The sequence below is a fragment of the Streptococcus sp. CP1998 genome (genome assembly GCF_041026655.1).
Classification (GTDB): domain Bacteria; phylum Bacillota; class Bacilli; order Lactobacillales; family Streptococcaceae; genus Streptococcus; species Streptococcus dentalis.
Genome location: NZ_CP163380.1, coordinates 49,460 through 75,791, shown reverse-complemented (window position 1 = coordinate 75,791; position 26,332 = coordinate 49,460). Strand labels below are relative to the sequence as shown.

General features: G+C 43.6%; 26 protein-coding genes and 1 pseudogene. 1 reads left to right on the top strand and 26 read right to left on the bottom strand.

Annotated features, from left to right (window positions below; translation table 11 throughout):
- Positions 1–18 precede the first annotated feature (18 nt).
- The 19 genes and pseudogenes from AB4X21_RS00455 to ruvB form a co-directional block, all read right to left on the bottom strand.
- Entirely contained in the window at positions 19–906 is an 888-nt protein-coding gene (locus tag AB4X21_RS00455) for an ROK family protein (RefSeq protein ID WP_151379332.1), read from the bottom strand.
- Between the two features lie 15 nt (positions 907–921).
- Positions 922–1,839, bottom strand: a complete 918-nt coding sequence (locus AB4X21_RS00450; protein ID WP_369087981.1) for a dihydrodipicolinate synthase family protein — start codon at positions 1,837–1,839, stop codon at positions 922–924.
- A gap of 31 nt (positions 1,840–1,870) precedes the next feature.
- Complete coding sequence (locus AB4X21_RS00445; protein WP_003009419.1) at positions 1,871–2,518, bottom strand: YesL family protein; 648 nt, start codon at positions 2,516–2,518, stop codon at positions 1,871–1,873.
- Positions 2,519–2,539: 21 nt separating this feature from the next.
- On the bottom strand, positions 2,540–2,992 hold the full coding sequence (locus tag AB4X21_RS00440) for a YhcH/YjgK/YiaL family protein (protein ID WP_369087980.1): 453 nt from the start codon (positions 2,990–2,992) through the stop codon (positions 2,540–2,542).
- Between the two features lie 74 nt (positions 2,993–3,066).
- Positions 3,067–3,906 carry a carbohydrate ABC transporter permease gene (locus AB4X21_RS00435; RefSeq protein WP_155127627.1) on the bottom strand — a complete coding sequence of 280 codons (840 nt, stop codon included), beginning with the start codon at positions 3,904–3,906 and terminating at the stop codon, positions 3,067–3,069.
- 15 nt (positions 3,907–3,921) lie between these two features.
- Positions 3,922–4,809, bottom strand: a complete 888-nt coding sequence (locus AB4X21_RS00430) for a carbohydrate ABC transporter permease (RefSeq protein ID WP_369087979.1) — start codon at positions 4,807–4,809, stop codon at positions 3,922–3,924.
- 203 nt (positions 4,810–5,012) lie between these two features.
- On the bottom strand, positions 5,013–6,329 hold the full coding sequence (locus AB4X21_RS00425; RefSeq protein WP_369087978.1) for an extracellular solute-binding protein: 1,317 nt from the start codon (positions 6,327–6,329) through the stop codon (positions 5,013–5,015).
- 132 nt (positions 6,330–6,461) lie between these two features.
- Positions 6,462–7,160 (bottom strand): N-acetylmannosamine-6-phosphate 2-epimerase, encoded by a 699-nt coding sequence (locus tag AB4X21_RS00420; RefSeq protein WP_003014058.1) that lies wholly within the window; start codon positions 7,158–7,160, stop codon positions 6,462–6,464.
- 170 nt (positions 7,161–7,330) lie between these two features.
- Positions 7,331–7,717, bottom strand: coding sequence for an ABC transporter permease (locus AB4X21_RS00415; RefSeq protein WP_369087977.1), 387 nt, complete (start codon positions 7,715–7,717; stop codon positions 7,331–7,333).
- A gap of 157 nt (positions 7,718–7,874) precedes the next feature.
- Positions 7,875–7,991, bottom strand: a pseudogene (locus AB4X21_RS00410) (alcohol dehydrogenase); the annotation flags it as partial.
- 204 nt (positions 7,992–8,195) lie between these two features.
- Positions 8,196–8,519, bottom strand: coding sequence for a hypothetical protein (locus AB4X21_RS00405; RefSeq protein ID WP_369087976.1), 324 nt, complete (start codon positions 8,517–8,519; stop codon positions 8,196–8,198).
- Entirely contained in the window at positions 8,519–8,824 is a 306-nt protein-coding gene (locus AB4X21_RS00400) for a hypothetical protein (protein ID WP_003002376.1), read from the bottom strand. Before AB4X21_RS00400 ends, AB4X21_RS00405 begins: the two co-directional genes overlap by 1 nt.
- Before the next feature lie 13 nt (positions 8,825–8,837).
- Positions 8,838–9,395, bottom strand: a complete 558-nt coding sequence (locus AB4X21_RS00395) for a hypothetical protein (protein WP_369087975.1) — start codon at positions 9,393–9,395, stop codon at positions 8,838–8,840.
- Between the two features lie 253 nt (positions 9,396–9,648).
- Positions 9,649–12,300 (bottom strand): bifunctional acetaldehyde-CoA/alcohol dehydrogenase, encoded by a 2,652-nt coding sequence (adhE, locus tag AB4X21_RS00390; RefSeq protein ID WP_369087974.1) that lies wholly within the window; start codon positions 12,298–12,300, stop codon positions 9,649–9,651.
- A gap of 402 nt (positions 12,301–12,702) precedes the next feature.
- Entirely contained in the window at positions 12,703–14,505 is a 1,803-nt protein-coding gene (locus AB4X21_RS00385; protein WP_369087973.1) for an acyltransferase family protein, read from the bottom strand.
- Positions 14,495–14,899: a hypothetical protein gene (locus AB4X21_RS00380; RefSeq protein WP_004219557.1), complete on the bottom strand. Its 405-nt coding sequence runs from the start codon at positions 14,897–14,899 to the stop codon at positions 14,495–14,497. The genes AB4X21_RS00385 and AB4X21_RS00380 overlap by 11 nt, the downstream gene beginning before the upstream one ends.
- Positions 14,900–14,927: 28 nt before the next feature.
- On the bottom strand, positions 14,928–15,353 hold the full coding sequence (locus tag AB4X21_RS00375; protein WP_004219565.1) for a low molecular weight protein-tyrosine-phosphatase: 426 nt from the start codon (positions 15,351–15,353) through the stop codon (positions 14,928–14,930).
- A gap of 173 nt (positions 15,354–15,526) precedes the next feature.
- Positions 15,527–16,093, bottom strand: coding sequence for a nucleotidyltransferase family protein (locus AB4X21_RS00370; RefSeq protein WP_004219550.1), 567 nt, complete (start codon positions 16,091–16,093; stop codon positions 15,527–15,529).
- A 6-nt stretch (positions 16,094–16,099) separates the two neighbouring features.
- Entirely contained in the window at positions 16,100–17,098 is a 999-nt protein-coding gene (gene ruvB, locus AB4X21_RS00365; protein WP_045760104.1) for a Holliday junction branch migration DNA helicase RuvB, read from the bottom strand.
- Between the two features lie 480 nt (positions 17,099–17,578).
- Between ruvB and AB4X21_RS00360 the strand changes: the two genes are divergently transcribed.
- Positions 17,579–18,886 carry a hypothetical protein gene (locus AB4X21_RS00360; RefSeq protein ID WP_369087972.1) on the top strand — a complete coding sequence of 436 codons (1,308 nt, stop codon included), beginning with the start codon at positions 17,579–17,581 and terminating at the stop codon, positions 18,884–18,886.
- A 521-nt stretch (positions 18,887–19,407) separates the two neighbouring features.
- Here AB4X21_RS00360 and AB4X21_RS00355 read toward each other — a convergent pair.
- The 7 genes from AB4X21_RS00355 to AB4X21_RS00325 all read right to left on the bottom strand — a co-directional run bounded on the left by AB4X21_RS00355 (position 19,408) and on the right by AB4X21_RS00325 (position 26,208).
- Positions 19,408–20,448 (bottom strand): aldose epimerase family protein, encoded by a 1,041-nt coding sequence (locus AB4X21_RS00355; RefSeq protein ID WP_369087971.1) that lies wholly within the window; start codon positions 20,446–20,448, stop codon positions 19,408–19,410.
- 81 nt (positions 20,449–20,529) lie between these two features.
- Positions 20,530–21,699, bottom strand: coding sequence for an SIS domain-containing protein (locus tag AB4X21_RS00350; RefSeq protein ID WP_369087970.1), 1,170 nt, complete (start codon positions 21,697–21,699; stop codon positions 20,530–20,532).
- 83 nt (positions 21,700–21,782) lie between these two features.
- Positions 21,783–22,187, bottom strand: a complete 405-nt coding sequence (locus AB4X21_RS00345) for a PTS sugar transporter subunit IIA (RefSeq protein ID WP_003002366.1) — start codon at positions 22,185–22,187, stop codon at positions 21,783–21,785.
- Positions 22,188–22,198: 11 nt separating this feature from the next.
- Complete coding sequence (locus tag AB4X21_RS00340; protein ID WP_003002374.1) at positions 22,199–23,020, bottom strand: PTS system mannose/fructose/sorbose family transporter subunit IID; 822 nt, start codon at positions 23,018–23,020, stop codon at positions 22,199–22,201.
- On the bottom strand, positions 23,007–23,921 hold the full coding sequence (locus tag AB4X21_RS00335) for a PTS mannose/fructose/sorbose/N-acetylgalactosamine transporter subunit IIC (protein WP_003013827.1): 915 nt from the start codon (positions 23,919–23,921) through the stop codon (positions 23,007–23,009). The genes AB4X21_RS00340 and AB4X21_RS00335 overlap by 14 nt, the downstream gene beginning before the upstream one ends.
- Positions 23,922–23,947: 26 nt before the next feature.
- Positions 23,948–24,424, bottom strand: a complete 477-nt coding sequence (locus tag AB4X21_RS00330) for a PTS system mannose/fructose/N-acetylgalactosamine-transporter subunit IIB (protein ID WP_003009322.1) — start codon at positions 24,422–24,424, stop codon at positions 23,948–23,950.
- On the bottom strand, positions 24,421–26,208 hold the full coding sequence (locus AB4X21_RS00325) for a beta-galactosidase (RefSeq protein ID WP_369087969.1): 1,788 nt from the start codon (positions 26,206–26,208) through the stop codon (positions 24,421–24,423). The genes AB4X21_RS00330 and AB4X21_RS00325 overlap by 4 nt, the downstream gene beginning before the upstream one ends.
- Positions 26,209–26,332: the final 124 nt, after the last annotated feature.

Here is a 26,332-nt window from a genome sequence, read left to right as displayed (position 1 = left end):
TCGCCAGCGCGACTTGTTTTATGTTCCATGTTTTTGTCTAAAGTGGTAGTAGGCCCCCAACATACCCGCAGCGTTTTGGTGGTGGGCAAATTCCAAACGGATCTTATCTGCTAGGCTAGGAACCAGTTCGGCACACAGCGTTTGATAGATTTTAGGTTTCAGGATCGCTTCCTGGGCCATAATCCCCCCTCCAAGAACGATGACCTCTGGATTGACCACATAGGCGATATTGGCCAGTCCTTTTCCAAGATAGGTCACCATCCGATCAATTCCAGCCATACAAATTTTATCTCCTTCAGTTGCCTGCTTGAAGATACGGCGACCATTCCACTGTTCCACAGGATCACCATGATGTTCTGCCACATACTCGACTAAAGCCGTCGTTGAAGCTAGATCCTGAAAGGCACCGTCTGGCAAATGAAGATAGCCAACCTCACAGGCTGAATTGCTAAAGCCATGAAAGACCTGACCATCGAGCAAGAGGCAACCGCCGATCCCTGTCCCAATTGTCAAGCAAACAGCATTGTTCGATCCTTTTGCATGACCTGTAGTGACCTCTGCGAGACCGGCACAGTTGACATCATTTTCAATCTCGCAAGGGATCTGAAAGGTCTCTTCGATTTCCTTTTTGAATTGGGTGCCTGCATAGTTGGGAATTTGTGGGCCAGCATAAAAGATTTCTCCCTTATCAGGATCAACCATTCCAGCCGAAGAAATCGCAACCCCTGCCAAAGGATGCTTCTTCAAATAACGGGCTACGATTTCCTTTGTTGTGTTAAGAATGTGAGGTCCTCCTTTTTGGGCCTCCGTTGGCATTTCATGGGTCTCCAGGAGTTGCCCTTTTGCATCGGCTAGACCATACTTGATACTGGTCCCTCCGATATCAATTACAACATATGGATTCATCTAGACCTCCTTTGATCAAAGGAATCTGGCTTTTGTGTCCTGAATGAGTTGAGCAGCACGTTGAATCACTTCTTGATCCGCTTCTACTACTGGCGTCAAAGGGGAGCGAACAGATCCCAAGTCCAAACCTTCATTGATGCGCAAAACCGCTTTGATGACCGCATACATATTGCCATGAGCAGACGTCAAGACTCCGATAATGTCATTGATAGCAAACTGCAAGGCACGCGCAGTCTCCAAGTCTTTCTCAGCAATCAGCTGATTGAGCTTCAAGAAGAGTTCTGGCATCGCACCATAGGTACCACCGATCCCTGCATGCGCTCCCATGAGACGGCCACCTAAGAATTGTTCATCTGGGCCATTAAAGACAATGTGCCCGTCGCCTCCTAAAGAAGCAAAGGTTTGAATGTCCTGAACAGGCATCGAAGAATTCTTGACCCCAATCACCCGTGGATTTTTCAACATTTCCTTGTAAAGACTCGGTGTCAAAGCTACCCCAGCCAATTGCGGGATATTGTAGATGACAAAGTCTGTATGGGGTGCTGCTTCGCTAATGGTATTCCAGTAGTGAGCAACACTGTATTCCGGCAAGCGGAAATAGATCGGCGGAATGGCCGCAATGGCATCCACTCCTAGTTCTTCTGCATGTCGTGCCAATTCCACGCTATCCTTAGTATTGTTGCAGGCTACGTGAGCAATGATGGTCAATTTCCCTTTAGCTACTGCCATCACTTCTTCCAAGATCAGCTTGCGATCGGCCACGCTCTGGTAGATACATTCGCCAGAGGATCCGTTGACATACAAGCCCTGCACACCTTTCGCGATAAAATATTCTACCAGTGCACGTACCCGCTCCGGGCTAATTTCTCCTTGGTCATCATAGCAGGCGTAAAAAGCGGGAATGACTCCTTCATATTTCTTTAAATCTGACATTTTTTCTCCTTTTGTCACTAATAAATTCAATTTATTCTTGGTACTGGGCGAAAATCTTTTCCATTAATCCAACTTGTGCAAAAGCTAAGCTTGAAAAGCCGAACAAGAAAAAGATCATGAGCCCCAATAGGAAAGCTAAAACTGAGCTTGCAAGAGCCATACATAGAAGCAAGAGAGCACTTCCCATAACAAAGAACCAAGGAAAATGTAAGCCTGTCACAATCATGGCTTTTTGCAAACACTCTTTCCAATCCAATTGGTAGCGGGCCGCAATCGGATAAGCAGCCAATAAGATCAACACAAGAAAGAGAAAGAGGCCTAAACAAATGGTTTTCAAAGCTTGGAAAGCTAGGGAAGTTTGCCCCCAAAATAAGAATAAATCAAAGAGACAAATACCTGCAACAATCAGTTCTAAACTTCCTAGTTGCAAGCCTATTTTCCAATTGTCCCGAAAAGCCTTCGCATAACTACGAATCACCGGAACTCGACGCTGGTGCTTAATGGCAAATAAGGTCTGATACAAACTAATTTTCGCAATTCCAATCGTGAGAACTGGTAAACAACTTAGCACAAATAAAAGATTAACGGTTACCAAGTCGAGAACCTTCTCACTGATACGCATCACTACATTGTCCGTGTTAAAAACGGTTTTGATCAATCCTGCCCCCTTAGATGACATAGGCACTCCTTTCTAACGTGATCAATCGATCGCAATTTTAAATAGATATTTTTTCACGATATCTTCTTGCCCTGCATAGCCATTGGGCTGGTGGGGCTCCCCTGGAAAGAAAATCGCAAAATTATGATAGCCTAGATGAAGCGGATAAGACTCCTGGCAATGGACAAAACCGATGTCCGATGCTTCGTCAAATGCGAGCGCCTCACCTGTCACACGAAATCCATAACTCGAAAACTCATGCCCTTCTATCAATAAATGCAAATCGGCATATCTTTTGTGGTGTTCAAAGCGATCATTTTCTGCTTTGTTGAGGGTATTTTCTTGAACGACGAGGAAGACCTTATCCCCATCAATATCGTATCTCCCCAATTCAAAAGAATCCTTCCGATGCTCATAGAGAAAGTCAATGGCCTGATCCAGATTGGGGTGGATTCCTTTGTAAAAGGTGATGTTTTTTAAATCATCAAATATCATATTCTCATCCTTTCGATACGTCTCAGCCTAGCAAACCGATCTGTACACAACTATCGTTTGTCCAAGCAGACGACTTATCCTTTGACAGCTCCCATGGTAATCCCTTGTGTAAAGGATTTTTGGAAAACGAGGAAGACCGTAACGATTGGCACTGCAGCTAGGGCTGCCCCAGCCATGATCAAGCCATAGTTGGTGGCCATTTCGGCCTGCATGGTCGCAACCCCTAGTGAAATAGTCAAGTTTTGACGAGAGGTCAGCATCACCAATTGCATAAAGTAGTCGTTCCAGGTGTTGATGAAGGTAAAGATGGCAAGAGCTGCAAATCCCGGCTTGACAATTGGGAAGGCAACGCTCCAGAAAGTCCGCAACTCTCCACAACCATCGATCTTAGCAGACTCTAAAAGTTCTGTTGGGATGTTTTCACTAAATTGCTTCATCAAGAAGACCCCGAATGGCCATCCAACCAATGGTAGAATAACCGCTGCAAGGGTATCATGGATCCCCATAAAGTTAACAATCCGTACTAATGGAACTAAGACAACTTGTTTTGGAAGGGCCATAGCTGCAATGAAGATGGCAAAGAGAATTCGTTGCCCATAGAAGCGTTTCTTAGCCAAGACATAACCTGCCAAAGAAGAGGTCATACACACCAAAAGCATGGTTGCAAGGGAGATGAAGACACTATTCCATAACCATTGTAGGGCTGGGTTTTGTACCATCAACTGTTGGAAGTTCTCCATGGTTGGTGTCTTTGGCCACCATTGAGGTGGGATCATAATGGTATCTGGCTGAGACTTAAAGGCCCCTGTCAAAATCCAATAAAATGGGAAAATGAACAAGACTGTCAAAAGGAGCAAAATGATCGTTGAAATCACTGTAAAGGCAGTGATGGGTTTCTTTTGTGTTGGTTTCATCTGAGGCTCCTTTTTTTAGTATTCTACGTCGTTTCCGAGAATCTTGAATTGCGCAAAACTGATAATGGCAATCATCACCGCAAGGAAGACACCCATGGTGTTGGCATAACCGTATTCAGAGAGTTTAAAGGCTTTTTCATAGAGGTAGTACATAAGGGTACTCGTTGAGTAGTTAGGACCACCTGATGTCAACAATTGGATCAAGGCGAAACATTGGAAAGAGTTAATGGTCGTAATGATCGCAATGTACAAGGTTGTTGGCAACAAGCTTGGCCATTTGATCTTCCAGAAAACTTGAAATTCTGTCGCACCATCCACACGCGCGGCTTCTACGAGGGAATTATCAATATTTCCCATAGCAGCGATGTAGAGGATGATCGGTTGACCAACTGAAGTGGTCAACAAAATAATGATGATGGCCATCAAAGCCCAGTGTTTGTCCCCCAACCAAGAAATGTTTTGGTTGATGACATGTCCAGATTTCAATACAAAGTTCAAAATCCCTGATAGTGGATCATAGATCCATTTCCATACAACTGTTACCGCTACACTCCCTGTAACAACTGGAAGGAAGAAGACGAAACGGTAGAAGGAACGCGCAATCGCATTTTGATGGTAGGTCTGAGAAGCCACAAACAAGGAGAACAATACGACGATCGGAACCGAGCCGATAACGATGATGACAGTATTGATCAAGGACTTCACAAAGACCTTATCCGCAAACATGCGGGAATAATTTTCTAAACCGACAAACTTAAAGGATGTCATAGAATAATTGAAGAAACTTGTCACAAAGCCCATAATCATGGGTGCTAGGACAAAGACCGTAAAAAAGATTAAAACGGGTGCTAAGAATGCGTAGGAAACGAGTGTCTCCCTCATTCGGATTTTGTTTACCTTCACAATAAGGCACCTCCTGATGTTCTTTTTCTATTTTTTCCTTGATTCCTATGTGGAACGGATGGCACTGCCCCTTCCTACATATGATAATTAGGAGAGCGAAAACACGAAGGCCCCCTCTTTCCATCTACACATGAAGATAAGAAATCGAGGGGGCCTGTGCTTTCTTATTTCTATGAAAGGATCATTTGAGTTTCATAGATGATCTATTTTTTCTTGATCGTTTCGTTTGCTTTTTCAGTAAAGGTCTTCAAAGCTGGTTCTGCTTTTTCATCCCCGTTTGAAACAGATTGCAACATTGGGAACCATAGGGTCCGCATTTCTGCAAAACCGTCGATCGTGTTGTAGTATGGTGAGTAGTATTTTGTCCATGTGCTGATGGTTTCCATCCGTTTGTCATCGTACAACTTACCAAATGAACTACGAACTGGGAAGGCTCCTGTACGCACAACATCTTTTGGACCCCATTCTTTGTCGTCTGCGATGAACTGTACAAATTTCTTAGCAGCAGCAATTTTCTTTTCATCTTTATTATTGAAGACTGCAAATCCATTGACAAGGTATTCCAATTTTGGCTTGCCTGAGTCAGATGGGAATGGCACTTCTACTACTTCAACCTTGCTTGCATCCAATAATTTAGCTTGAATACCTTTTTGTGAAGGCGCCCACAAGATGGTATAAGAAGTTTGACCATTCGCAAAGTTTTGGATGTCTGCCGTACCATCGAATTGAGAACCATTCATCATCAAGCCATCATTGATCCATTTAGACGCCTTGTCCAAACCTTTGACGAATTTAGGATCATCTGTTGTATATTTAGTTACTTTTTCATCTGTAACAGAACCACCGTAAAGGTTGGCAATGAAAGCACGAGTTCCTTGGTCTCCACCTTGACCATTACTGAAGAGGGATCCTGGTGTGTAACCTTTATCTTTTAAGGCTTTCAAGACTTTTTCAAAATCATCAGTTGTCCAGCCTTCTTTGACAAGGTCTAGAACCCCAGCATCTTCCAACATTTTCTTGTTCATGGCCATGTAGAATGGTGCAGAACTGATTGGATACATGTAAGCAGTGTCTCCAGCTTTACTAGCTTGGATGATATTGTCGTTGTTGACATCTTTTACGAAATCATCAGTGAACAAATCGTTCAAGTCTGCCAACTTTCCATTTTTACCGTATTGGATGATCCGCCCTGGTGCATCAAAGAGCACATCTGGAGCAGTTCCAGCTTCGATTGCTGTCGTGATTTTTTCAGGACCAGATTTGAAGTCAATGGTTTCCAACTTCACTTTAATATCTGGATTTGCTTTTTCAAAGGCTTCGATAATAGATTTTTCGTAGGTTCCGACACCATCTTCTGCTTTTTCTTGAGTAAAGACTGGGAATGCCCACCAGGTAATTTCTGTTTTACCAGAATTTCCTCCAGAAGATTCTGATTTTGATCCTCCGCCAGAGCCACAAGCTGCGAGTGCTAGAAGAGTCGCACCAGCCGCCAACGAGCACAATACTTTTTTCATTTTCATGTGATTTCTCCTCACAATTGCGGTAAGATTACTCTTACAGGGGGTTATCCTCAATGAGGACGCCTATTCTTGTTTCAGATTCGACTACTCTCTATTCGGTCTCCTCCTCCTTCAATCTACTGTTTTGTTTTCTCATTTTAAGGCTGCGACAAAGCGCTCTGTAATCTCTTTTGGTCGAGTAATGGCACCACCTACAACGATGCCGCGAACCCCGAGATCATGGATTTTCTTGGCCTGATCCGGATAGTGGATCTTACCTTCTGCGATGACATCCACTCCTGCTTGGCAGAGGCGATGGATCAGTTCAAAATCTGGACCATCAACCTTTGGACTGTAGTCCGTATAGCCCGAAAGGGTTGTTCCGACAAAGTCCACTCCTGCTTCGACAGCAGTCAATCCTTCTTCCAGAGTCGAAATATCAGCCATCAAGAGTTGGTCTGGATATTTCTCTTTGACTTGATGGATAAAGTCACTAATCGAAAGCCCATCATGACGCGGCCGTTTGGTACAATCAAGAGCAATGACCGCGATATCCAAAACTGCCAACTCATCGACTTCTTTCATAGTAGCCGTGATAAAGGGTTCTTCGGGTGGGTAATCGCGTTTGATAATCCCAATGATCGGTAACTTGGTCACTTCCTTGATTTCCTTGATATCCCGGACACTATTGGCTCGGATTCCTACAGCTCCACCCTGCTCAGCCGCTTTGACTAAGAGAGGAATGACTCCTCCTGCTTCTGTATAGAGCGGTTCATGAGGGAGAGCTTGACAAGAAACAATGATGCCGTCTTTGATTTGTTCAATCAGTTCATCTTTTGTAATCTTTGACATAACTCCTTCTCCTTTGATAATAAGGCAACTCGAGTACTTGTAAATTGATTATAATCTATTTTTAAAGCGCTTACAATATTGTTCTTGCAATCGGATTATAGTTTCACATTTTAAGGAAAAATAAAAAGATCTCTGAAACTAGTTTCAGAGATCTAACACATGGCGATTTCCTAAGCTATCTTTTGAGTCGCTTTTTCCTTTACGACAAATACAAAACCAATAGAGCCGACGACGGCTCCAAGCAAGATCCAATAAACCATATCCGATGAGGCAATTGGGCCTGCCAAGAGACCTGCTAGTAAAAAGAGATCGATATACAGTCTAGTATCGCGATAGAAGGTCCAATTGAAATGGTAGCTACCTTCTGGGTACTGACGTGTCGATACAGGCGGTTGAAAGACCTGAAGAAGGATCAAAACCCCAACAAAAGCAAGATAAGCTAGGCTAACTACCGAAAGCGGAGCCTGCATCGTCAACGCTACAGCCGCTATAAGCAAGACCAAGATCCAGAAATGGAAGTCCATCCAGAATTCACGATGATAACAAAACCGTTTCATAAGATCACACCTTTCTCTTTATGTAATCGTTTTCTATACTTATATTATAAGACAACAAATTTATTTTGCAAGGAATCATCGGCTATTTGGAGTTGAAATAGGACCAGAATATCTCTGGCCCGTCTAAAAAAACTATGAACAAATATTAGTTTCCACTTCATTCACTGATATCATTTTCGATAATGACCTTGAGTGCATGGTTTTCACCTGCGTGTTTAAAGACATCATAGGCTTTTTCAACTTCTGAGAGTTTGAAGTGGTGGGTGGTGAGCTTGATCCAGCAGTTGCAGATTGCCTGCAGATACATAAGTTGCAGCTTTCATAAGCGACTCTTTTTTGTTGGTTTGATAAAACCATTTTATTTTCTTTGTGAATATTATAACATACTAAGTAAGCGCTTGCAAGAATTTATGAGCACATTTTTAAAAGGTTTTTGAGCAAACAAAAACATTCCTCTTATCTCTACCAGAGGAATGTTTCAATCACCTTTTTCTAATTGTTGACGCTGCTTATAGTAATCTTGCTGTTCGCGCTCACGCTCTTCTTCTAAACGCTCTTCATAGCGCTTGAGTTCTGCCTCAAACTCTTCTTGCAAAGCAAATAAACGCTCCAAGCCACTTTGAGCCTCCGCACTTGGCGCTTGAAAATGCAGGGCACTTAGCCAGTCCACTAAATTTTCTGTATGTTGGCGGACATCCATACGCATATCCGCATAATCCCACTCCAGCTCGCTAAGCTTTTGATTGAAGCGGTGATGTCGATCTTCTAGTTGTTCTAATTCACTATTTCCTGAATGGTACATCACATACCTCCCTTAATCGGACTCAATAAAATCGGCTTCTTCACTGATTTCAGTGCTGTTTCTACCGCGTCCGCTGCTCCTCCTGTAAATCCGTCTTTCAAATCACTAACTAGGGTCGTTGTAGCAAAAGAGCGCATCTTTTCGGATTGACCGCCCAAGGTTACCTGCAAACTCATCCCTTCCAACATCATCAAGGCTTTCTGCGTTGCAATCAAACTTCTGATCGCAATCCGCTCTTGCTCCTTTTTAATCTCTCGATGGAGCTCCTCAATTCGTTCTCTGTCCTCTCCCAGGATCTCTAACATCTTTTTCTCCTACTTATGAAAAATCAAAGGCCGTCGCTTGTCCCTTGTCCAAGTCCACCAATTGGGCTGATGCAGCCTCCAGTTGACCTGCCAAGTCTGACAAGCGAGTGGAATAAGCCTTTGCTTGGGCAAGGTTCTCCGCCTCTACCGCTTGGTCCCAACAAGTATCCATGGAGAACTCTCCTAATAGTTGCTCCACTTCTGCGTCTGTTAAAAATTGGGCCATGCTGTGGGCCATTTGAGACACCTCAGCAACCTTATGGAAAACCGTCTCCTTAGCCTCTTCCAGCTTATCCTTGACTTCTGCCTCAAAGACAGTTGCTTGCGCTGAAGCATTCTGCGCTACCGCAAGCACCAATTCCTCCCGCAATTGAATAGTCTGGGTTCCAGACGCGCCTGCCAGTTGCTGATGGAGGCTAGAAATGCTTGGCCTTTCCTGCCCATACATGGAGACCACCGAAGCAGATGATGGCTGATTTTCTGAAGTGGAAGTTTCCCGATCTCGTTGGGGCATTTCAATAATTTTCTGTGCCTGATCTTGTCTTCCTTGCACGTCACCTTCTAACTCCATTTGAGATGGCCTCCTTTCTTGCATTTGTTTTTTCGTTTCCTATAACTGAAAAAGGATCATAACCCTTCAGCTACAGGCAGATTCATACACTATAGGGTAACATAAAATAGCTCGGAATGCTATAAAAATAACACAATTTCTGAAAAAAAGTCTAATTTTTTATGAAAAAAACGGGTTTTGGACCCAAATAGCAAAAATCCCCCACTCTTACGAGTGAGGGATAGCTGATAAACATCAGTTGTTCGTTGGCGTCTTATTTACGACGTCCTGGACGTTCCTTGTAACCATAGTATGCATCTTCGATGATTTCTTGCATATGGTCTACCATTGGAAGACGTGGGTTGGCTGGTGAACATTGATCTTCGTAAGCAAGGAAGGCCAATTCACGAGAATGTTTCTTCCATTCTTTTTCATCGATTCCTTGTGCTTTGAAGTTCATTTCAATACCACAGCGTTCACCGAGTTCGTATACAGCTTTTGCGTAAGCTTCAACGGCTTCTTCTGGAGTAGAGCATGGAAGTCCTAGCATACGAGCGATATCTTGGTATTTTTCATCTGCACGGTAGTAGTTGTACTTAGGCCATGTTGCTGTCTTGGCTGGGCGTGTACCGTTGTAGCGGATAACGTATGGAAGCAAGATCGCATTGGTCCGTCCGTGGATGGTGTGGAATTGCGCACCGATCTTGTGGGCCATGGAGTGAGAAATACCGAGGAAGGCATTGGCGAAGGCCATACCTGCGATCGTTGAAGCATTGTGCATCTTTTCGCGTGAATGGAAGTCCGCATTCTTGACTGAGCTTTCCAAGTTTTCAAAGACAAGTTTAATAGCTTGAAGGGCAAGACCATCTGTGAAGTCGCTAGCCATTTGTGATACGTAAGCTTCTGTTGCGTGCGTCAAGACGTCCATACCAGTGTCTGCTGCAACAGATCCAGGAACTGTCAATACCAAGGCAGGGTCTACGATGGCAACTGTTGGCGTCAATGAGTAGTCTGCGATTGGGTATTTACGGTTGTTGGCTTTATCAGAGATAACGGCAAATGGTGTTACTTCAGATCCTGTACCAGATGTTGTTGGGATCGCGATGAATTTCGTCTTTTTACCAAGCAATGGGAACTTGAAGGCACGTTTACGGATATCCATGAATTTTTGAACCAAGTCACGGAAGTCAACTTCTGGTTGTTCATAGAAGAGCCACATTACTTTGGCCGCATCCATTGGAGATCCACCACCGAGAGCAACGATGGTATCTGGTTTGAAGGCACGCATGATCTCTGTACCACGTTCAACAGTTGTGATATCTGGATCTGGTTCAACGTCTGCAAAGATTTGGTAAACCACCTTGTTGCGACGAAGGTCAAGCTGTTCGATGATACGATCAAGGAAACCAAGCTCTACCATAGCGTGGTCTGTAACGATCATGACACGTTCAACGTCACGACATTTTTGTAGGTATTCAATTGAATCACGTTCAAAGTATGTTTTTGAAGGAAGTTTCATCCATTGCATGTTATTTCTCCGGCGTCCGACTTTTTTGATATTCAAGAGGTTGATGGCACTAACGTTGTCCCCAACAGAGTTGCGTCCGTAAGAACCACATCCAAGTGTCAATGATGGCAAGAAGGCATTGTAAACATCCCCGATACCACCGAAAGTCGAAGGAGAGTTGCAGATAACACGAATAGCTTTGACCGCTTTACCAAATTCTTTGGTCAATTCTTCATCAGCAGTATGGATGGCTGCTGAGTGACCAAGACCGTTGAATTCAACCATTTGGCGAGCTTTGTTAATTCCGTCTTCACGGCTTTCAGATTTCAAAACAGCGATGACTGGTGACAATTTTTCACGAGTCAACGGTTCTTTTTCGCCAACTTCTTTACATTCTGCCGCAAGGATATTGGTTCCTTCTGGAACAGAGAAACCAGCTTGTTCAGCGATCCATGCTGCTGGTTTCCCAACGATGTCCGCATTCAATTTCGCACCCGCACAGTTCTTGCTGTTGGCTTTTACGCCGAAGCAGAACTCTTCAAGAAGGGCTTTTTCTTTTTTGTTGACAAAGTAAGTGTGGTAAGATTTGAATTCTTCAACAAACTCATCGTAGATTTCTTTATCGATGATAACCGCTTGTTCAGAGGCACAGACCATACCGTTGTCAAATGATTTAGACATGACGATATCGTGTGCTGCTTGGCGGATATTGGCTGATTTTTCAACGTAAGCAGGAACGTTTCCGGCACCTACCCCAAGAGCTGGTTTTCCACAAGAATAAGCAGCTTTTACCATGGCGTTACCACCGGTCGCAAGGATCGTAGCAACTCCTTCATGGTTCATAAGGGCACTGGTTGCTTCCATAGAAGGTTGGGTAATCCATTGCACACAGTTCTCAGGTGCTCCAGCTGCAATTGCTGCATCGCGTACGATTCGTGCCGCATGAGCAGATGATTCTTGAGCAGATGGGTGGAAGGCAAAGACGATAGGGTTCCGTGTCTTCAAGGAAATCAATGCTTTAAAGATTGCTGTTGAAGTAGGGTTGGTTGTAGGAGTGATCCCGCAGACAACTCCGACTGGCTCTGCAATCAGCGTTAAACCAGTGACGTCATCTTCTTGAATGACACCAACTGTCTTGGTGTGACGCATGTTGTTTACAACGTGTTCACAAGCGAACAAGTTCTTCGTCGCCTTGTCTTCAAAGACTCCACGACCAGTTTCTTCATAAGCATGAAGAGCGAGCTCACCGTGTGCGTCAAGAGCAGCTACAGATGCTTTCGCTACAATGTAGTCGACTTGCTCCTGGTTCAATTTGCGCATTTCTTCAAGCGCCACTAGCGCTTTTTGCACCAACTCGTCTACGTGTTTTTCAGCAGCGAGTTTCTTTTCTTCAGGTGAGAGAGTTTTTTTATCAGCCATTTGATGCTTTCCTCCAATGTTTGAAACCCTTATCCTTTTCTAGAACTTTTTCATGTTTTCGGAAATTTTCAAGAATAGTGTAAGAAATTTCGATTTGTTAATTATTTCACAATATAATTGTACTCTATTTTGAGATTTTTGTAAACACTTCCAAGCAACTTTCACAAAGAATTTTTTGAAGTTTGTGAAAGTTTTATCAATTATATCGCTGTGAAAGCAATTATCTAGCAAAATTGTGAAAAAATAATTAAAAAATTTTTTTCTTCACAAAGAGATGTTTTCAATCAATTTTTGTAAGCGTTTTCTTAATCTTACTAAAAAAAGCAACTTTTTACAAGTAAAAAGTTGCTTTTTGTTTTATTTTGTTAGGATTTGTTTTGTTTCAGTTTCAGAGAAGCGTTTTTACTTCTTGACTGGACCTTTTTCACCCTTATCAAGAGCTTCTTTGACGGTTTGAGCATAGAGTTCTCCACCATTGGTTTCCATATTGAAGTGAACAGAGTCTGTTCCCACCCAAATATTTGGATTTTCAATTGCTACTTGGTACCAGTCCGCAATCGTGATGAAGTCGTATTTCTTAGCAAGCTCCAACTCATAAAGACGCGTTTGAACCGATTCACTGGACTGATCGTTGGCATAGCGACCATCATATGGTGTCACAAGGATCAAGCGACGGCCTTTTGGAAGTTTTTCAACATACTGATCCAGCAACTCTTTGTAGTTGCTCACGGTATTGGTTCCTAGGGCAATGACCACATTTTTTAGGAGAACTTTATTGGAGATATCAGTCTCAAAGACCTTCATTCCATTTTCCAACTGACGGCTCACCACCGCATCGATCTGGATACCAGGAATGGCTTTAGTCAAGTAGTCCTGCGCTCGCAAGTTAACCGAATCACCGATCATGGTCACACCATTTGAGACATTATAGTCTGTTGCAGTAGCATTCTCCACCTGCGTCCGTGTGACTTGCATTTTGCTATCTGCTTGATTGAGGCCACTCACTACCAAACTCTCATCAAAAGCTCCGACGGTTGGTGCAAAGGCAGAGATCCCGATCATCAAGAGAGCCAGAGGAATCATGAGGTAAAAGATTGGCTTGGTCAAAAAGCTGAGATCCATCTTCATGCCAAAGACACGAGGCTCCTTGCCTGCAATGGTTGGCTCCAAAATATAGAAGGAGAGAGCCGTTAAAATCAAGGAAACAATCGTCGTCACAAATGCTGCCATCACATTTCCCAAATGTTGAGAGAAGATGATAAAGAAAGGCCAGTGGAAAAGGTAAACGCCATAACTGGTATCCGCAAGAAAATTGAGGATGACCGGCTCTTTTTTATTCGGAGTCTTCTCATGGAGAATGCGGGCCGAAAGTATCATGGCACCAGCTGCGATTGTCGCCGCTAGAAAGCCGAATAGATAGGTCCACAAGCTATCAAATGGTAAGAAAAGGCTGAGTACAAACAAGAAGGCAAAGCTTCCCCCCAAGACCGATAATGTCTTTTTCATGCTCCACGACTGCACCAGCTTTGTAAAGTTCGGGCTGACATCAGCAATCCCTGTCACCGTTGCTAGACACGATCCCGCAAAGAAGGGGAAGATGTGAGTGAAACTAGAGAAATAGATGGTAGAGAAATTAGCTGTCAGAAAGGCGCGGATGAACATAGACAAGAAGGTAAAGAGAAAGAGCCCGCTGGATGCGAAAAAGAGCATACCTCGGTATTGTCCAACCGTCTTAGCCCACTTAGCTAAGAACCACGCCAAAAGTGCCCAGAGCACATAATAATGCACTTCTAGGGCCAAGCTCCACGTATGAAGGAAGAGATGCGGAATGAAGTTACTTTCGTAACTACCACCCGTTGCCATCTCAAAGAAATTAGTCACAAAACCAAAGACCGCCGCAATCTGAGTCCCAATACCAGCCATATAGTCACGTTGGACCATAAAGGTAAAGGGCATCACGATCAAAACCATAAAGACAAGTGGCGGTACAATCCTATAAAAACGTCGCTTCAAGAAAGCCAGGTAGTCAATTCCTTGCTTGCGCACAAATTCATCAATCAAGAGCGCTGTAATCAAGAATCCTGAGAAGGTGAAGAAAATATCTACTCCAATGAAACCTCCAGGAAAGGACTTCTGGAAGAAATGGTAGAGCAATACCAATAAGAGTCCTGTGACGCGGACTAGTGAAAACCATTTAATGCGCATTTTGATAAATCCCCTGCTTGAATGTTCCTTTGTATACGACGTTAGCTTCTGTCGTTAAGGTTCCTTTGCCCTCCGGCTGACCATTGACAAACTGTCCTTCATAGGTCCAACCATCCTTGGACTTGAACTTGCCATAACCACTAAAAGAGCCGTTGACGAGGTTACCTGTATAGGTATCCCCATTTTTAAAGGTGACGGTTCCCTTGCCATTCATCTTGCCACGGACCAAACTTCCGTCGTAACGGATCGCACCCTTATCCAAGGTCAAGACGCCCTGACCTGGAATGGCTGAAAGGAAAACCATCAAAGCAGATAGAATAATCACGACTAATGCTGCTATTTCTAAATTTTTTCGCGTCAGATAGACCTTATAGGTCTCATAAAATTCTTTCATATTCTGTATTCTCTCACATATCAAACTCTTAAGAAGTTGCTAACTGATCTAACCAAGCCTTACAGCCGCTCAGGACTCTGGAATAGGTCTCCTCAAAATCACCGGTATACCACGGATCTGGCACACTTTCAGCAGCAAAAAGATGAATCTTGTGTTCTGTTCCTGCAGGAGCCATTTGCTTCAGATCTGCTACATTGTTTTCGTCCATCCCTAGGATCAAATCAAAGTTGTAAAAATCCTCTTCCTTGATCTGTAAGGACGTCTTGGCTGGATCATATGGGACCTGGTGTCGTTGAAAGATTTTCTGGGTTCCCCGATGGATGGGATTGCCATGTTCCCAGCTCGAGGTGGCCCGACTTTCAATCTCATACTGATCCGTCAAGTCTTTCATGACAAACTCCGCCATGGGGCTCCGACAAATATTTCCTAAGCAGACAAAGACGATTTTTTTCATGATTCCACCTAACTCCTTGTTCGGGCTGCCCAACCTAGCTGAGCTCTTCGCTTTCCACTATGGAAAACCAGCATACTATTACTATTATAACAAAAATGTGACAGAAAGATGACAAAGGGGCTCCATCATTTTAAAGAAAAATCAGATTCCTTTTTCAAATCTGATCTGTTTCTCTATTTTGGAAAACGAACCTCTAATGGAGGCCATTTACTCTGCCAATTTTTCTTTTTCATCCGCTCTGTATAAACCGCTAAACGCTCTGGGCTGGCTAAAAAATGCGGAGTCGGCTGAACGATGAAGTCTTCGATATCCTTTGTCCCATAAGGGAGAAAGAGCTCTAACCGACCATCTTTCCTTAAGCGAACTGCAAGAGCTGTACACTGCTCGGGGTATTTGGAAACCGCATCACAGGCACTGCGATAAGGAGCCGTCCCAGGACTATGCTGGTGCATATAGACCTGATTTTTGACTTCCCAAGCGTACTGAGGATAGGTCTTCTTTAAGTCCTGCTCGATCTGCTGAGTCTCCTCATAGCTGATCTCAGGGTCATAAAAGACCAGATCCATATCGGTCGTCGCATCAAACCCTGGTTTTCCAGAGAGCCGGTTCCAGATGAAATTGCGCACCGCGCCCGCCGCTAACCAGGCATCTGCCAAGTTGAGATCTCGAATAATAGCCAAGACAGTCATCATCTCCGGATCCGCTTGGATCTGTTCTACTATTGCTTCTTCCGTCAGCATCTTCTTCTAGTCTCCATTGTAGGGATAACCCAGGTGTTCGTAAGCCTTGCGAGTCGCCACGCGCCCTGTCCGGGTCCGCATGATAAAGCCTTTTTGAATCAAGTAAGGCTCATACATATCTTCTACGGTCTCGCGCTCTTCGGCAATATTGACCGATAGAGTCCCAAGCCCGACCGGGCCACCGCCGTACATTTCAATCATGGTACGCAGGATCTTTTGATCGACATAGTCCAGTCCTTCATGGTCCACATCCAGCATAGAGAGGGCCTTGTCCGTAATGGTATCGTCAATCAAGCCGTCGCCCATAATCTGGGCAAAATCGCGCACCCGTTTCAGCAACCGGTTGGCAATCCGAGGAGTCCCACGACTACGAAGAGAAAGCTCTTCAGCAGCTTCGTGGGTAATCTCCATCTCAAAGATCTCGGCTGTCCGCTCGACAATCTCTGTCAAATCATCTTGCTCATAGTATTCCATGTGCCCCGTAATTCCGAAGCGAGCACGCAAGGGATTGGACAGCATACCAGCTCGCGTTGTCGCCCCAATCAAAGTGAAAGGAGGAAGATCCAGATGGACACTTCGGCTGGTCTCGCCAGCGCCAATCATAATATCGATGTAGAAATCTTCCATGGCGCTATAAAGCACTTCTTCGACTGACATAGGAAGACGGTGGATCTCATCGATAAAGAGGACATCCCCCGGCTCTAGATCATTGAGGATGGCTACCAAGTCACCAGCCTTTTCGATGACAGGACCAGAAGTCTGCTTGAGATTGACACCCAGTTCATTGGCAATGACAAAGGCCATGGTGGTTTTCCCAAGCCCCGGAGGGCCAAAAAGAAGGACATGATCCAGCGCCTCATCCCGAAGCTTGGCTGCCTCAATAAAGATTTTCAGCTGGTCCTTGACCTTATCTTGACCGATATATTCATGTAAATATTGCGGGCGCAACGTCCGTTCAACGGCCTCTTCATCGCCCATGATTTCATTGTCTAAAATTCTACTCATACAGTCTATTATAGCAAAAAATGATTCCTTAGGATGATTTAAAATCATATTCTATTTGTTAAGAAACTCATTAGATGGCAAGACAAAAGGTAACCAAATAACACTTTATGCTGAAGGTAAAGATGAACAAAGTCATTTTAGAGTAATACGTCTTCGTTTCAATTACTTATCACTACGAATTGAATGGTGACATCCTTACAATTTACGCCGAGAAAACGTACGATGAAACTGGTGCTCATCTTGTTTATCCAATGAAATTCAAGAAAGTTTCAGATCCTAAAACTAATTAAATAACTCACTGCCCTTTGAGAATCTCATCTATCGGCTACTCTGCTACATACAATCTTTCCGTTTCTTATTTTGAATAAACGGTCAAGTTACAGACCAAAATTGTGATTCGTTTGGAAGCCCTTGCAAAACAATAATATTACACGTATAATATAATCGTAAGGTAACAATCTATTTTAAGGAGGTCTAGCGATGATTAGACATTATAAAAAATTATTTTTAGCATTAGTTGCTCTATTCTCAGTCTTCCTACTAGCTTCTTGTTCTCAAAAACAAAGCAAGTCTCAACGTGCCACTCAAACAGAAGCACCAAAAGTGGAAACGATTGACGGTGATTGGGAATTAGTCGATACAGTCGACGCTTTATCGCAAGCCATCGGAGCCTATACCCTCCATGGAATCTACTTCGCACGTACACTTGAAGCTGTTAAAGACTTCAAAATGGACATGAAGATTGAAGACAATACGGCAACGATTAAATACGACTATAACATTGATAACTTTATTAAGGCTTTCTACACTATCACAACAGACGCTAGAGGCAAGACTGAAGAAGAGTTCAAAAAAATCGTATATGACTCTCATGAAGGATTTGCAGGCGACTTTAAGAAATACAAAGTCAGCATGAATAAAGATACTGGCGTGTTTAGCTACGAAGCAACAGGTTCTATTGATCAAGATGCCAAAACAATGACCTTTGATGAAGGAATTTCAGTAACGAACTCATTCTTCTTCTCATTCGGTAAAAATCGCGTTTCGCCAAACACATATCACTACAAATTAAAAGACGACATGCTTTACGTAACAATTGACGGAAAAGCGAAAAAGAATAATCTTCCAGTTCACTATGAATTACACTTCAAACGCAAAGGTAGCACTACTCAAAAAAAACCCGTTCCAATTGAAGGAAAATGGCAAGCCATCAACTTCAGACCAGCTCTTGAACGTAGCTTAGCCTATAAAGATTTTGACAATGATGATTCGGCTATCAAGCTTATCTATCCTGAGGCATGGAAAGATTTAAAACCAACGTTGAACATTACAGGTACATCTGTTGAATTCGACTATACTGTATCTCTAGCAGATGGTTTTGGAATGTTCTACGATTACTTAAAACAAAAAGATGCATCTAAATTGACTCAAACAAAAGACGATTATATTAAAAATCAATTTACTAAATTATCAGTCAATCTACAGGATGGCGCTAAAGACTTGCCCAATACAACTTATGAATTTGATAGAGATAATGCCAAAATTCATTCTGTATTGAAGAACGGTAAATTAGATACAGCAAACCAAACGATTATCTTCCCAGAAGCTATAAATATTGTGCAACTTGCAACCATGTCCATTGGACCTGTCGCTAAAGAAACTACATATAAATACTCTATTGATGGAGATATTTTAACGTTGACGATTGAACAACGGGATGGACAGAATAATCTAAATACGATTATTTCAGCAAAATTCAAAAAAGTGTCTGATACAACGAGCAAGTAGTCATTCCACTGCTCCTTGAGAATTTCTCAAGGAGCTTTTTTTGTGTGCAAAAAAATTAATTTAGGATCTTACGCTCTGTTAAAATACTTCGTTACCTTTGGTTCGGTCAGGAAGGAACGTAGTTCCCCATCTTAATCTTTATTATGGAACGCAGTTTTCGCTCCGCTCAAACTGCATCAATATCTCTAAATTCGGTTGAACTCTCTGAGTTCACCTCATTCAATTTTTTAAAGATCCTAGTTCTCACTAGCGTTCGAACTGCGTCAACGTACCTAAGCTCACTAACGTTTGCTAAGGTACGCAGAAAAAGCCACCGGTTTTGGTGGCTCTTATAGGGAGATTATTATGAAAAAGTTTTAGGAGTTTTATCATTCAAAGTTAGGAGGTTTTTGATGATGGTATTAGTATACAATAGGAAGCTTAAACTTTCCTTATAGTTTTTCTAGAACTTTTTTTTCGAGAAAAAGAGGAGGTCTCAAGCAAGAATTTCACATCCTTGTTTGACCACTCCCCTTTCCTCCTTATTTTTTAGCGATGGCATGATAGCTAGTCTTGCTGGTGAAGACTTGACCTGCTCTCAAGATGACCTTTTCAGCTTGGTCACTGTGAATGGCATCTGGCACTGTTTGGAATTCTAGAGCCAAGCCATTGTGCTGAACCATTGGTTGGCCTTGCAGATGAACAGTTTCGTCTACGAAATTCGCTGAATAAACTACCAAGGCTGGGGCTTCTGACTTAAAGGTCAAAAAACGTCCAGATGGCTGATGGTAAAGAAAACCAGCATTTTCATGCCCTTCTGAAAGAGCAAATGGATGATCTAATCCTTCTACCAGGCGAATTTGCGGATCAGAGTCCTTAAAAAGATCCTCCAAGAGCATAGCTTGATAGAGATGCTGAACAACCGGACTTTCTCTATCCACGGTCTGGAGAGGGACGCCATCGGGATGAATAGGATAAAGCCCTTGATGGTTGATCTGAAAGACATGGTCATTGATCGGCTGGGTGAAGTTGCCTGATAGGTTGAAATAACTGTGGTTGGTCGGGTTGACCAAGGTATCTTGATCCGTTTCTACCCGATAGGCAATCTCAAGTTCACCATCTTCCGTCAAACCATATGTTACCCAGATCTTGAGATTTCCAGGGAAACCGCCGGTACCATCTGCACGCTCTGTGTACAGGGTAATTTCCTGATCCGTTACCGACTCCACGCTAAACAAAGCGCTATCCCAACCCGTTGGTCCACTGTGGTTGCAGTTGGTACCATTATTGGCTTCCAAGTGATAGCTTTGACCATTGAGCTCAAAGCTGGATCCTGCGATCCGTCCCGCTACCGGGCCAATACTAGCCCCATATTTAGGGCTATTGCCCACATAGTCCTCAAAGCGATCAAAGCCTAGAATAATATTAGTAAACTGGTCTTCTTTATCAGGCGTCACATATTCTAAGATCGTCGCCCCATAGGTCATGACAGATAATTGGTAGCCTAGGTCATTTTCAAAGCGATAAGCCCGAACCTCTTGATTCTGCCATTCTCCAAACACGCTTTCTTGATACTGTTTCACAAACCTTCTCCTCTCACTGTTTTTCTCCATTGTATCAGTTTCACAAGAAGAAACACTCCACTTTTTATAGAAAATTAGTGGCTATTCTTTATGAAATGGATGAATGATCACCCCTTGCACAACCCGATTGACGGTACCAGTTGGTGAAGGCGTATCTGGGCGATTTTGCACCTTGAGCGAAGTCAAGAGAGAAATCAATTGACCGTAGATAATGTAAGGGAAGGCACGGTAGATATCTAGGGAGTCTGCAGAAGCTTCTACTAACACTTCCCGTACATGCTCAATCCCTGCAGCTTGGTCGGTCAAAAGGACAACTTGACGAGCAATTTGATCCCCTGCAACTTCTCGAACCAAGTCTAGATCATACTGACGAGTGTAAGAATCAATGGATCCAAAGACCAATACCAGGGTCTGGTCATTGATGAGGGATTTCGGACCGTGACGGAATCCGACAGGACTCTCATACATGGTTGCGATTTTGCCTGCTGTTAATTCCAAAATCTTGAGCTGGGCTTCATGGGCTAGGCCAAAGAAAGGTCCTGCCCCCAGATAGATCACGCGCTCGAAGTCTAGATCGACCACTTCTTTGACCTCACGGTCCTTCTCCAAGATTTGCTCTGACAGATGAATCAGCTCTTCTACTCGTTTTTCCTTGATCTCTTCCTCGCTTGGATCAAAGACCAAGAGAGCTGTTAAAAGCATAGAGGTGAAGCTAGAGGTCATCGCAAAGCCAGCATCGTTGGTTTCTTTTGGTTGAAGGAGCAAGAGATTGCGCTCATCTCCGTGGGCTTGCTGGGCCAGCTTCCCTTCTTCGGCACAGGTAATGGTGATCTGATAGAGCTCATCGACCAGATCTTGAGTCAACTGCACGGTTGCGACACTTTCTGGCGAATTGCCACTCCGGGCAAAGGATACTAAAACTGTCGGAACCTCTTTTTTCAAATAGGTTTGAGGATGAGCTACGATATCCGTCGTCGCAATGGATTGAAAATTCCAGTGGCGTTCATCATGCACTTCCTGCAAGTAAGGAACCAAGGTATCTCCCACATAGGCTGAGGTCCCTGCCCCTGTCAAGATGACCTTGATATAGTCATGCTCTTGCCCAATTTTTTCTAAGAAAGTTTTTATTTCCGCTTTTCTTTCTTGGTACAAGCGAGCCGTTTCTTTCCAAACACTTGGTTGTTGGTAGATCTCACGAGTGGTGATCTCTGCTCCTAGCTCCTGCAAGTCTTCTTTTGTATAGTCTAACATAGAAACTGTTGTTCCTTTCTACAATCTAACGTTGATAAATGGGAAAGGAGCCTGAGATGATGCTCCCAGACTCCCATACCAACCTACTCATCTTCATCATCATCAAGGTTTGACAAGAGGTCATTGACCTTGACAATACTTTCTTTTGCACGTTCAGGGTAGTCCCCTTCATTACCAGTCAGGCTACTATTGATGAATTCGATGACCATCGGAAGATTCATCCCTGCGTATAAGTCAATCGCACGTCCTTCAAGGATCAAGCGACTCACAGTGTTGCAAGGAGTTCCTCCCAAGAGATCGGCAAATACAATATAGTCTTCTAGACCTTGGACTGTTGCTTCAAATTTAGCGGTAAAGTCTTCTGGCCCTTCTTCTGGTAAGAGTGCAACCGTATGGATGGATTCTTGTGGCCCCATAATCATCTCTGTGCTAGCTTTAAGCTCTTCACAAAAGCGACCATGGCTGACCAGTACTAACTCTTTTGCCATACCCTACTCCATTACTGCATGCCGAAGCAGAAATGACCAAAGGCAGAGAAGGCAATCGCTGCGACGATAATCAACAAGATAGCTTTAGTTGAGTTCATTCCTTTACGTCCAAGCAACCAGTAAATCACACCTGTGATAATAGCTGGAACCAAGCGTGGGAAGATCAAATTGAGCATGTCTTGGATATCGATGGCTTTGTCCCCGATGTGTGGCATCCAGGTTACATCCACATTGATCATCGTTGCAATCAAGGCACCGACCATGAAGATACCAAGTACAGAAGCTGCTTCGATCAAAGCTGTCAAGGTACTTTGCATGTTGTTGATTAAGTTGGTACCTTCTTTATAAGCGAATTCCAACTGTTTCCAACGGAAGATATCATAAGCAACTGCCACAGCAATCCAAAGGAAGATACCCCATGGTTGACCTTGTGACGCGATGGTTGCTGCAATAGATCCCATAATAGCTGGAACCAAAGATCCAAAGATAGAGTCTCCAAGAGGGGCAAATGGTCCCATGAGACCTGTCTTGATCCCGTTAACCGCATCTTTAGAGTTGACACCATCTTTTTCTTCCAAAGCCAAATCAAAACCAGTGATAATGGTGTGGAAGAATGGAGAAGTATTGAAGAATTGCGTATGCAATTTCATCATTTCTTTCAATTCAGGTGTGCCATCTCCATACATTTTCCGCAATTGTGGAAGAAGCATGTAAAGGTAACCAGAAGCCTGCATCCGTTCGTAGTTCCAACCTAATTGGAAGGTGAAGAGGCTACGTTTGTTGATTTGTTTAAAATCCTCTTTAGTGAGTTTGTAGTTATTAGAATTCGTCATCTTCAATTTCCCCGCTTTCTACATTGCTTGCTGGAGCAGCTACAACTGTACGTTGGCTGTTTTTAAAGTGTTGCACTGCAAGGAAGATACCGATGATGGCAACCCCGATCATAGATACAGATTTGAAGTTGTTTGTGAAGGCAACCATTTGTTCTTTTGGAAGTTTTGCAAACGCATCTGTTCCAAGCATAGCAGAAATTGCAGCACCAACACTTTGAACATTGCTGTAAAGCACTGTCAACATCGCTGTCAAGCCAAAACCAAGGGCAAGATAGTGAAGGTGACGTTTCACAGGCAAGTAGTGAAGCAAGATCGCAAATCCAAGACCAGGAAGCATACGTCCTGCAAGAGTCAAGCCGTTTGCGAACCATTGATATTTTGCAACAAAGTCAACAACAGATTGGACAAAAGCACCACCAAAGGCAAGAGCCAAGAAGACTGGAAGGGCACGAGAGAGAGCCCAAGGAACAGCACCAAGAAGGTAGTTGCGTTCAATTCCTTTATAATCAAAGCGTTCGATCGCCGCATCAATACGGTGTGCAAAGGCAGTAGTACTCATACGGCCAAGGATATCTGCATAGGTCAAGAGAGCAGCTACGGGAACGGCAATAGTTGAAATCGCAATTTCTGGTTTAATACCTTGCGCTACTGAAAAGGCAGTTGCAAGAACGGCACCAGAAGTGGCGTCAATACGAGAAGCTCCACCGAAAGTACCTACACCGAGCACTGTCAATTGGAGAGACGCTCCGATAAAGAGACCTGTTCCTAAATCCCCCATAACAAGTCCTGTAATGAAACCAGCAAAGACTGGTGAGCCTGCTGATGAAACAATCGTCAACTCATCACAGATTTGATAAGCTGAGTACAAAGTAAGTAGTAAAATTTGCCACCATTGTATCATGACAATTTCCTCCTAAAAATTTTCTTTTACTTTAATAACTTCATAAAGTCTTCTGCAGTGTCGTTTGGCACCATTTGAGACGTAATCTTTACACCTTTTTCGTGGATCTTGTTGAAGTCTTCCACATCCGCATCCACCACATTGATCGAGCGGGTAATCGCACGTGTCTCATCAGATTGAGACATATTGCCGACATTCAGCGTTTCAAGCTGAACGCCTGCTTCGATCAAACGAAGGAAACGATCTGGTTTGCGAGCTACGATAAAGAGTCGTTGGCTATCATATTTTCCAGCCAAGATATTTTCCGCAGCCTTTGCGACTGGCAAGATACTAAGCTTAACACCAGGTGGTGTCGCTAGTTTCAAGCCACTTTTTTCGATATCATTTTGAGCGACTTCATCATCGATCACCATGATACGTGAAACATTTAGTTTGGTAGTCCAAAGATTGGCTACCTGCCCGTGGATCAAACGTCCATCGATACGGCATCCTACAATAGTCATAAGTTTTCCCCCTTTACTGTGATAAATGTAGGTTGTTGAACAAGTTCAAGTGTCTCTTGGTAACGCCCTTCTGTCTCAAAGACGATCAGGCTATTGGTTCCTTCTTTGAGGAAACCATGAGGCACGTAAAGTGAAGTGGTCGGTCCGACCTCCCAGAAGCGACCAAGGTTGTGGCCGTTGACAAAGACGACCCCTTTCCCAAATCCTGTCATATCCAGATAAGTGTCAAGGGTGTGGTCCAGCTGAAAATCATATCGGTAAAATGCTGGAGCACCTGCCTGCCATTCCTTTGAAAAATCGAGCTGACTGAGATCTTGTAAATCCAGTGGGTACTGCTTCCAATGCAGGTGGAAATGCAAATCCACACAGACACCTGTGCGAATGCCCTTGTGCTGGCTATCAGCCAAGAGCTTGTGCCCATAGTTGACACGTCCCATATTCTCAAGCAAGATTTTTAAATTCGTAACCGCTTTCTTTTTTCCTTTGATAAAAAGATCTTCACCGATCTCTGTTTGGTATTGCGTTGCTACATGTTGATCATTCAGGTAAATCTGTACCCGATCTCGACCATCAATGATGCGCAGTCTTTCTTCTTCCGCATCCAACTCAAGGTCTGTCTCATATAGGAGATAACCTGTGGTTTGCCCCAACTCTTCCATCTTTTCGGGATAAAGGCTGGTCTCGACTTGAGTCAAATTATCCAGATTCCCAAAAAGACTAGTCTTGGCCGCCAATTGCAAGGTTTGTTCTGGTAAACACTCTTTGATAAGTGGTTCTTGCTGTGGGTATTCAGGATAATAGGTCGCCATCATCTTTTGAATGGCATAATACTTCTCCGTCGGATTGCCCTGCTCATTGAGCAAAGCCCCATAGTCATAGGACGTCACCTGTGGCAAATCAAGCGTCCCCCGAGCTGAACAACCATTCATGAAGCCAAAATTGGTTCCGCCATGAAACATGTAGAGATTAATGGAGCCAAACTCCAAGACCTCATGGACAGCTTCAGCCAACTCCTCTGGGTCCCTTTGAATCACAGGTTCTTTCCAGCGGGTAAACCAGCCATCCCAGAATTCCATACACATCAAGGGCCAACTCTTGCCGTATTCGTCAAAGAATTCTTTCATTTGACCAAAGTTATAGGCTGCTTTGGAACCGAAGTTTCCTGTCACGAAGAGGTCTTCTTCGATCAAGGTTCCTGCTCTTAGCGTTGCTCGCCATGGACCATCTGATGTAAAGAGAGGACAGGTCACGCCTTTTTCCTTCATCAAATCCCGAATGGCACGAAGATAATCCTTATCTTCTCCATAAGAGCCGTACTCATTTTCCACCTGCATCATAAGGATTGGACCACCCCGATCCACTTGGTAGGGTGTCAACAACCCAAGCAAGCGATCATAATAACGATCCACCGCTTCGATAAAGGCTGGGTCTGATGAGCGGATTCGCAGGTCTTCTTCTAAGAGCCAAGCTGGCAATCCACCAAATTCCCACTCTGCACAGATAAAGGGCGACGGCCTTACAATCATGTAAAGTCCTAGGGACTGGGCTGTTTGAATGAAACGCTCTAGATCCAATCGGCCACTAAAGTCAAACTGCCCTTTGCGGGGTTCATGCGCATTCCAAGGAACATAGGTCTCAACCGTGTTAAAACCCAAAGCTTTTAGATTATACAAGGAATGATACCAGTCTGCTGGGTCAATACGGAAATAATGGATTGCTCCGGATAAAATCTTAAAGGGTTGACCTTTTAAATAGAAAGCATCGCGAATCTCAAAAACTCCCATAAACGCCCCCCTTTCTTATATGTAACCCTTTTCATTTATTAATATAATAAATTATTTGAAAAATGTCAACACTTTTATAAAAAATATGTTAAAATAGGGTTAAATAAGAGAAATCTAAAGAGAG